This window comes from Streptomyces sp. NPDC058308, assembly GCF_042880275.1.
Classification (GTDB): Bacteria; Actinomycetota; Actinomycetes; order Streptomycetales; family Streptomycetaceae; genus Streptomyces.
On sequence record NZ_JBHVZA010000020.1, the window covers coordinates 108,612 to 116,466 of the forward strand.

Sequence of the window (7,855 nt, forward strand, 5' to 3'; positions counted from 1 at the left end):
CGGAAGCCAGCCGGGCTGGAGAGTGGCGGGCTCGCCGGGCCCGCCACATGCCTGCCTCAGATGAGGTGGCGCGCTGCCACCGCCAGTGCCTCCCACACGAGGTTGGAGATCATGCTCGCGGCGGCGCCGGCCAGGATCTCGCGGATCCAGGGACGACGCGCAGGCTTGTACTCGACCGGTTCCATAAAGGCCCACTCCATGGTGTGAGTTCGGAATGGTAGGACCGCCCTACCGGGCATCCGCCCCATTCGTCACTCACAGCCAGCGGACTGGACCGTGGACTCCGCCTTGTACCCTCCGGGAAGGTGCGCAGCGGTAAAAGCCTATCTCACGAGGCGTGTTCCTGATCGGGACAACGAGGCCGTATCAACGAGTGTGACCTGCTGATCGCAGTGACCGGCTCCAGGCCGGGCATGACCAGCACATGACGTACGTGGCGCACCAGTTGAGGGCGGCGGTGGCTGAATAGGCGTCGTTGTCAGCGTCGAGCTGAGCTGGTGACACTCCGCACATGGTCTACAGGTGCCGGGCGGCGACCGGCGACGGAACCCTCTGCAAGAACCGCGTCAAGGGGCCGGGCCTGCGGTGCCACCATCATCGGGGCCAGCCTGAAGGGGACGCGGGCCGACGAAGGGCCAATCGGACCCGGGCGGCCCGGCGCACAGGCCCGGCCCCGAGACGTATCCAGGGCGTCCGGTCGGCACCCCCGGCCCGGCGTACGCCCACGCGACCGCCGGCCGCGCGGACATCTTCTGAACAGGCACGGCAGCGAAGGCAGGCGGAAGAGGTCGCCGCCTTCTGCGCAGACGTTCTGAAGGATGGCGGGCCCGCAGCAATCGCCGAGCGTGCCTGCGGGATGTCCTCAAGGCGGAGGGCAAGGAGCGGGTCAAGAAGCTTATCGAGGGGGCGGTGGAGGACTGGCGGGAGTTGCCTAGCCGGGTGCCGGCTCTCGGTGCGGGGGCTTGATGGGAGCACCCCAGTCTCTGCATGAGGTGCGGTGCGGTAGAAGCGTGGTTTCGTCAATCCGTGCCACCCACCACCCGCGCCGTCATCCCGGACGCTCCCATGCCCCTGTCGTCGGTCAGCGTGGTGACGATTGGCGACCTGTGCCCGCTGTCGCCCTCGGCTGCTGACGGCATGCCAAAGCCGTGATCGCCGTCGAGCTGTCCATCTCGGTGGGTATGGTGAAGACGCATCTCACCAACGTGCAGAGCGAGTTGTCCGCGCGCGACCGTGTGGAGATCGCCGCTTGGGCCTGGGAGTCAGGCCTCCGCGTTCTGTTCGGGTGTCGGTCGGGTCAGTCCCCGCAGGAGTCCTCCAGGTACGTGCGGGCCAGCGTGCCCGCGCGGGTGCACCAGTCGGTGAGCAGTGCGATCTCCTCGGGCGTGTACTCGGCGAAGAGGTCCGCGAGGCGCGCGTTGTACGGCTCGTAGACGCTTCGTACGCGCTCGGCGGCGTCCGGCAGAGCGGTGACGCGTACGCGGCGCCGGTCGGTGGGGTCGGGGCGGCGGGTCACGAACCCGCCGCGTTCCAGGCGGTTGAGGATGCCGGTCACCGCCCCGGTCGTCACGTGCGCGCGACCGGCCAGATCGCCGGCGGTGACCGGGGAGTCCCCGGCCCGCAGGATGTACGCGAAGCAGACGAGGTCCGTGACGCTCAGGCCGAGGTTCTTGGCGAACTCCTGCTGGCCCACGAGGCTCGTCGTGACCAGGTCGTCCAGCGCGCTGATCGCGTCGGTCGCGGAGGCGTTGGGGTGGCGCTTGCCCGCCATTGAGAATCCCTTAGGGCGTAAGGTAAATTGCTTACTTGCTAAGTCATTATAGGCGGATGCACGGGGAGGCAGTACGTGAGCACGCACGACGACGGCCACACGGTCGCGGGGTGGGTCGGTTGTGCCCTCGGGGCGGTGGGGGCGCTGGCCGCCGGATTCGGTGTCGTCGGCTGGAGGCCGGGGATCTGGCTCGGGCTCGGTGTGATGGTGCTGGCCGTGCTCGTCACGTGGGTCCTGCATCTCGCCGGGTGGGGCAAGCCGCCCGGCATCAGGCCTGCGGGCCGCCGCGGCCTCGGCATCCGGGACGCCGCTGCGCGCGCCGGGCACCCGAACTGCTTCGGCTGCCGGATCGCGGGGCGTCGGGCCGCGCCAGTGCGGGTGTCCTGACGGACGGTTGGGCGGGGAGGTGACGGGGGCGTCGTCCTGACGGGGTGGCGCCCTGGCGGCTCCGGGTGTCCTGACGGGGTGGCGCCCGGGTGGGTCCGAGTGCCCTGGCGGTGCTGGCCGCTCTGGCCGGTTCGAGTGCCCCGGCGGGGGGGTACCTCGTCCGTCGCGGCTCGGTCGTCCGGCGTGCGGCCGGTCGGCCCGTATGCCGCAGCCGTGAGGTGTGCCGCCGCACACCGCCCCGTAGGGCCATATCGGTCGGCACCCCGTGCGCAACCCTGCCCGGGGCGGGACCAACCCCCCTACTTTCGCGCCGAGTTGTCCAAGGCGGGCGCGATGACCGCGAAGGCGCGGTCGGTCAGCGTGGCCGGGTCCTCGGAGCCGTCGCTCTCGCTCCAGCGCTGGAGCACGGCGTCGAACGCCGACAGGGCGATCCCCGCGGCCAGGAACGGATACAGATCCGTGTCGGCGTCCACGCCCACGCGGTCGGCCAGTTCCCGCGCGAGGCCGTCGCGCCACTGCGCCTGGCGTTCCAGGAAGCGGGCCAGCAGGGCGGGTGTGTCCAGGACCAACCGTACGACGCTCAGGGCCTGTTCGGCGTGGCCCGCGCAGGCGTCGAGGGGGACGCGGACGGTGTGCCGCAGCGCCACCGACGGCGGCTCCTGGGCGGGGCGGCCCGCCAGTTCCGCGCGCATGCCCGTGCCCATCTCGGCCAGGAACTGGATGACCACGTCCTCCTTGGACGCGAAGTACCGGAAGAACGTCCGCTTGGACACACCGGCGGCGGTCACGATCTCGTCGATCGTGACCGCGTCGAACCCCTTCCGGGCCAGCAGCTTCAGCGCCGCTCCGGTCAGTTCGTCCGAGACGAGCTGACGCTTGCGTTGGGCCAGGCTCACTTCAGGGCGGATAGTCACCTCTCCATCGTATACGCCATGCCTTCAATGGCATCAAGGTTCGGCTTGACACTCAATGCCATGTGAGGCAGCTTGTGCCGCATGAGCAATCAGAGCTGGACCGCAGAGCAGATCCCCGACCAGAGCAACCGCGTCGTCGTCGTCACCGGGGCCAACAGCGGCCTCGGCCTGGCGACCACGCGCGCGCTCGCCCGCAAGGGCGCGCACGTGATCCTTGCCGTACGGGACGAGGCCAAGGGGCGCCGGGCGGTCGCGGAGATCACCGCCGAGCACCCGCGCGCCAGCCTTGAGGTGCGCCAAGTCGACCTGGCCGACCTCGACTCGGTCCGCTCCTTCTCCGAGGACCTGCACGCCGACCACTCGCGCCTGGACGTGCTCATCAACAACGCCGGGCTGATGGCGCCGCCCCGCACGCTCAACGCGCAGGGGTACGAGGTGCAGTTCGCCGCCAATCACCTCGGCCACTTCGCGCTCACCGGCCTGCTGCTCGACCTTCTGGAGGCCGGCGACAACCCCCGTGTGGTGACGGTGAGTTCGCCCAACCACCGGCAGGGCACCATCTTCTTCGACGACCTCACCGGCGAGCGCAAGTACTCGCCCATGGGCTACTACAACCAGTCGAAGCTCGCCAACGCCGTCTTCGGGTGGGAGCTCCACCAGCGGCTGACCGCAGCCGGCAGCCCGGTGCGCAGCGTGCTCGCCCACCCCGGCTACACCGCGACCAATCTGCAGACGAGCTCGCCGGTCGGCATGGTGAAGTTCCTGTTCGGCAGCCTCCTCAAGCCGCTCGCCCAGTCCCCCGACCAGGGCGCGCTGTCCCAGCTGCACGCGGCGACCGCCCCGAACGTGGCCGGCGGGCAGTTCATCGGCCCCGACGGCATGGGAGAGCTGCGCGGCTCCCCGAAGGTCGTGCAGCTCGCCCCGAGGGCCTCCGACGCGGAGACCTGCCGTCGGCTGTGGGAGCTGTCCGAGGAGCAGACCTCCGTGCGGTTCGCGTTCCGGGCCGCGGCCTGACGCCGCCGCACCCAGCGCACGCGCCGTACGAGTCTCCCGGAAGGCAAGGCACAAAGGTGACCGCGAACACCGCTGCGACCACTGCGACCACTGCGAACGCCAGGACCGTCGAGAACAGTCCGTGGATCCGCCGGTACAACCCGGCCGACACCGCACGCGCGAGGCTGCTCTGTCTGCCGCATGCCGGCGGGTCCGCGTCCTTCTATCTCCCGTTCTCCCGCTCGCTCGCGCCCGACGTCGACGTACTGACCGTCCAGTACCCGGGGCGTCAGGACCGTCGCCACGAGCCGTGCGTCGACTCCATCGCCGGTCTGGCCGACGCGCTGGTGGACGAGGTGCTGCCGTGGGCCGACCGGCCGCTCGCGGTCTTCGGGCACAGCATGGGCGCGATGGTCGCCTTCGAGCTCGCCCGCCGTCTCGAACAGCGGGGGACGCAGCCGCTCGTGGTCTTCGCCTCCGGCCGGCGGGCGCCCTCGCGGCGGCGTGAGGACAGCTCTCCCGTGCACCTGCGGGACGAGAAGGGCCTGATCGCGGAGTTGCGGGCGCTCAGCGGCACCGACGCGCGGGTCTTCGAGGACGAGGATCTGCTGCGGATGGCCCTGCCCGCCATCCGCAGCGATTACAAGGCGGCCGAAACCTACCGCTACGTTCCCGGTCCGCCGCTCGCCGCTCCCGTGCGCGCGCATGTGGGCGTCGACGACCCCAAGGCGACCCTCGACGAGGTGCGTTCCTGGGCCACGCACACGGCGGGAGGGTTCGAGATGGACACCCATCCGGGCGGGCATTTCTATCTGACCGACCAGATGCCGGATGTCGCAGCCGCGGTGTCCCGGCAGATCTCGGCACTGCTAAAACTGCTTTAGCAGGTATACGGCTTTAGCCTCGGCCTCTTGGCGCATGTGTGACCTGTCTCACTAACGAAGTTTTTCGGTCAACCGCCTTGTTAGGCTGAATCCCTCTTTCCAATACCGAGTTCTGCGAGGTGTTGAAGCAGTGGGGGACGTTATGGGGGATGTCGTGGAGAACATGACAGACGTAGACGTTGCCGAACTCCCGGCATACCCGTTCATTGGCCCGGACGACAACCCGTTCATTCCCGTCAAGGGGGCGGATCTGGACCGGCTCGAAGGGCCCGTGGGAAAGGTCCGGCTTCCGTTCGGAGGCTGGGCCTGGCTCATCACCCGGCATGAGGACGTGCGGCAGCTGCTGCGCCACCCGGGTTTCAGTTCGGACCAGTACAAGCCCGGGTTCCCGGTGCTGAATCCGATTCCGCCGAAGCAGGACGACGCGTCGGGCCTGTTCATCTTCATGGACGGCGACGCGCACAGCCGCTTCCGGCGGATGCTGACCGCCGACTTCATGATCAAGAACATCCGGCGGATCGAGCCGCTCATCGAGAAGGACGTGGTCGAGGCCCTGGAGCGGATGCGCTCCCGCGGGGCGCCCGCGGACCTGATGAACGAGTTCGCGCTGCCCGTGCCGTCGATGACGATCTGTCACCTGCTCGGCGTTCCGTACGCCGACCACGACTACTTCCAGCACCACAGCCGCGTGATCATGGACCGGAACTCCGGACCCGCCGAGGTCGAGGCGGCGCTCGGGGCCCTGGCCGTCCTGCTCGGCAGGCTCATCGAGGTCAAGCGGAACGAGCCCGAGGACGATCTGCTCAGCCGCCTGGTCGCCGAGCGCGTGGTCCCCGGCGAGCTGCGCGAGGACGAACTCGTCAGCCTGGCCATGCTTCTGCTCGTCGCAGGGCACGAGACGACCGCCAACATGATCGGTCTGTCCGCCCTGGTGCTCCTGGAGCACCCCGAGCAGCTCGCGGCCCTGCGGGAGGACCCCGATCTGGCCCCGGGCATGGTCGAGGAACTGCTCCGCTACCTCACCGTCGTGCGCACCGGCCTGCCCCGGCTGGCCATGGAGGACACGGAGATCGGCGGTCAGAAGATCCGGGCGGGCGAGGGCGTCGTGGCGATGCTGGCGATGTCCAACCGGGACGGCGGGGTCTTCGCCGATCCGGACGAGTTCGACCCGAAGCGGCGGGAGGCGCACCGGCACATGGCGTTCGGCTTCGGCCTGCACCAGTGCATCGGCCAGCCGCTGGCCCGGGCCGAGCTGCGGATCGCCCTCGTCGAGCTGGCCCGTCGCTTCCCGGAGCTGCGGTCCGAGCTGTCCCTCGCCGACGTCCCGCAGCGTCCCATGGCGGTGACGTTCGGCGTGGCCGAGCTCCCGGTGACGTGGTGACCATGCGCATCACGGTGAACAGGGATCTGTGCGTGGGGTCCGGGAACTGCGTCATGAACGTCCCGGAGGTGTTCGACCAGGACGACGAGGACGGCCTGGTGCGGCTGCACGTCGTCGAGCCGCCCGAGGACCTGTACGAGCCCGTCGAGGTGGCCGCGCAGATGTGTCCGGTGGGTGCGATCGAGATCGCGCCGGACGACGGGGCGGCGGACGGGACGACACACGTGACGCCCGAGGCGGCGACGCACGTGACGACGTAGGAACGGCGCGGCACACGGGGGAAGTGCGCTGCGTTTCGATTCTCATCGCGGAACCCGGGTCGTTCTCGGGCCCGGGTTCCCGGGTCCGGGGCCTCGGGTCCGGAAACCCGCCGGGCCTTTCCCGGCGGGCGCCGGGCTGGACGGGGCTCTGTTACCCGTCAGTATGGGCATTTCGCGACGTGGTCGAGTGCTGCCATGCTGTCCATTCACGTCCGGATTCGTACGGCGTTCGCCGGTCCGGCGGATTTGATTCGATCGGCACGGATGCGCCGACATGAGTCCGAGTCTCGGTGATGGCGTATCGGCATGCGTTCTTCGCCCCTGTGTGAATTCCACATGGCAAGAGAGTGGATAAACCAGCAGGGGGCGTTCGGTTTGCAGAGTTTAAATCAGGCACGAGTTGTTGTATGTGATCCTCACCCATATGCGCGCCTTGGTATTCGCGTGGCACTTGAGCAGGACGCCGCTCTCACCGTGGTCGGTGAGGCCGGAGATATCGTCGAACTGCTCTCGGCGGCGGAATCACTCACACCGGATGTGGTGGTTCTCGAAGGACGGTCGCAGATCGCCCACGTCCAGGAGCTCAGCGGCATCGGCACCGCCGTGGTCGTCGTGGCGGACGCGGAGATCGCCACGCGCTGGATGCGCTGCACGCAGGCCGATGTGCGTGCCCTCGTCCACTGCGACGACCCCGAGGAGGAGCTGGTGGAGGCGGTCCGCCGGGCGAGCGACGGCACCGGCTACGTCTCGACCGGTCTGAGCGGGGCGCTGCTCACGGTCATGCGGGCCACGCTGCCGCGGCACCTGTCGGCCGTGCCCACGCACACGCCGCTGACCTCGCGGGAGTCGGAGGTGCTCCAACTGGTGCGACGGGGCATGGCCAACAAAGAGATCGCCCGGCGGCTGGGACTGAGCGAGAAGACGATCAAGTTTCACGTCTCGAACGTCCTCGCCAAGGCGCACGTGGCGTCCCGGGCCCAACTGATCGCGTCGGCCGCCGCGATGTGAGGCAGCGGGGCGGTGCGGTGGCGCTGCGGCACGGCAGCGTGACCGCGTGACCGCGTGGTGAGTGGCACGGTGGCGTGACTGCGTGACTGCGTGGCGAGTGGGGGTGTGCGGGCGGCTTCGGGCCGTCCGCACGCCCCCTTCGTCATGGAGGAGGCCTGCCAGGTGTACGGGGTGCGAACCGTGCCCGAAGGGCTGGGGAGTTCGGGCACCCTACCTGGACGAAAGTCCTGGTTCCGGTGGCCGGTTCCTGCACCGAA

General features: G+C 69.4%; 9 protein-coding genes and 1 pseudogene. 7 read left to right on the forward strand and 3 right to left on the reverse strand.

The annotated features are described in order from the left end of the window. Positions 1-56: 56 nt before the first annotated feature. Complete coding sequence (locus tag ACFVYL_RS25810) at positions 57-200, reverse strand: DUF6408 family protein (RefSeq protein WP_389719840.1); 144 nt, start codon at positions 198-200, stop codon at positions 57-59. A gap of 945 nt (positions 201-1,145) precedes the next feature. On the opposite strand from ACFVYL_RS25810, the pseudogene ACFVYL_RS25815 reads away from it, so the two are divergent. Further along, a pseudogene (locus ACFVYL_RS25815) lies at positions 1,146-1,271 on the forward strand (LuxR C-terminal-related transcriptional regulator); the annotation flags it as partial. Positions 1,272-1,297: 26 nt separating this feature from the next. Here the strand turns inward: ACFVYL_RS25815 and ACFVYL_RS25820 are convergent. Beyond that, the gene (locus ACFVYL_RS25820) at positions 1,298-1,771 is read right to left on the reverse strand and encodes a MarR family transcriptional regulator (RefSeq protein WP_389719841.1); all 474 of its coding nucleotides are present in this window, start codon (positions 1,769-1,771) and stop codon (positions 1,298-1,300) included. Between the two features lie 75 nt (positions 1,772-1,846). Here ACFVYL_RS25820 and ACFVYL_RS25825 point away from each other — a divergent pair, with 75 nt between their 5' ends. Continuing rightward, on the forward strand, positions 1,847-2,158 hold the full coding sequence (locus tag ACFVYL_RS25825; RefSeq protein ID WP_389719842.1) for an HGxxPAAW family protein: 312 nt from the start codon (positions 1,847-1,849) through the stop codon (positions 2,156-2,158). 299 nt (positions 2,159-2,457) lie between these two features. On the opposite strand, the gene ACFVYL_RS25830 is transcribed toward ACFVYL_RS25825, so the two are convergent. Continuing rightward, positions 2,458-3,072 (reverse strand): TetR family transcriptional regulator, encoded by a 615-nt coding sequence (locus ACFVYL_RS25830; RefSeq protein WP_389719844.1) that lies wholly within the window; start codon positions 3,070-3,072, stop codon positions 2,458-2,460. 81 nt (positions 3,073-3,153) lie between these two features. On the opposite strand from ACFVYL_RS25830, the gene ACFVYL_RS25835 reads away from it, so the two are divergent. The 5 genes from ACFVYL_RS25835 (at position 3,154) to ACFVYL_RS25855 (ending at position 7,598) form a co-directional block, all read left to right on the forward strand. Next, a complete protein-coding gene (locus ACFVYL_RS25835; RefSeq protein WP_389719846.1) occupies positions 3,154-4,086 on the forward strand; it encodes an oxidoreductase in 933 nt (310 codons plus the stop codon). 56 nt (positions 4,087-4,142) lie between these two features. Continuing rightward, positions 4,143-4,949, forward strand: coding sequence for a thioesterase II family protein (locus ACFVYL_RS25840; protein ID WP_389719847.1), 807 nt, complete (start codon positions 4,143-4,145; stop codon positions 4,947-4,949). Positions 4,950-5,112: 163 nt separating this feature from the next. Then, positions 5,113-6,330 carry a cytochrome P450 gene (locus ACFVYL_RS25845; protein ID WP_389719849.1) on the forward strand — a complete coding sequence of 406 codons (1,218 nt, stop codon included), beginning with the start codon at positions 5,113-5,115 and terminating at the stop codon, positions 6,328-6,330. Positions 6,331-6,332: 2 nt separating this feature from the next. Continuing rightward, positions 6,333-6,590: a ferredoxin gene (locus ACFVYL_RS25850; protein WP_389719851.1), complete on the forward strand. Its 258-nt coding sequence runs from the start codon at positions 6,333-6,335 to the stop codon at positions 6,588-6,590. A gap of 444 nt (positions 6,591-7,034) precedes the next feature. Next, the gene (locus tag ACFVYL_RS25855; RefSeq protein WP_389719852.1) at positions 7,035-7,598 is read left to right on the forward strand and encodes a LuxR family transcriptional regulator; all 564 of its coding nucleotides are present in this window, start codon (positions 7,035-7,037) and stop codon (positions 7,596-7,598) included. Positions 7,599-7,855: the final 257 nt, after the last annotated feature.

What these genes read in the sequence shown, in the direction of transcription:
- ACFVYL_RS25810 (WP_389719840.1), bottom strand. Translation starts at nt 200, where the DNA reads ATGGAGTGGGCCTTTATGGAACCGGTCGAGTACAAGCCTGCGCGTCGT.
- ACFVYL_RS25820 (WP_389719841.1), bottom strand. Translation starts at nt 1,771, where the DNA reads ATGGCGGGCAAGCGCCACCCCAACGCCTCCGCGACCGACGCGATCAGC.
- ACFVYL_RS25835 (WP_389719846.1), top strand. Translation starts at nt 3,154, where the DNA reads ATGAGCAATCAGAGCTGGACCGCAGAGCAGATCCCCGACCAGAGCAAC.
- ACFVYL_RS25845 (WP_389719849.1), top strand. Translation starts at nt 5,113, where the DNA reads ATGACAGACGTAGACGTTGCCGAACTCCCGGCATACCCGTTCATTGGC.
- ACFVYL_RS25850 (WP_389719851.1), top strand. Translation starts at nt 6,333, where the DNA reads ATGCGCATCACGGTGAACAGGGATCTGTGCGTGGGGTCCGGGAACTGC.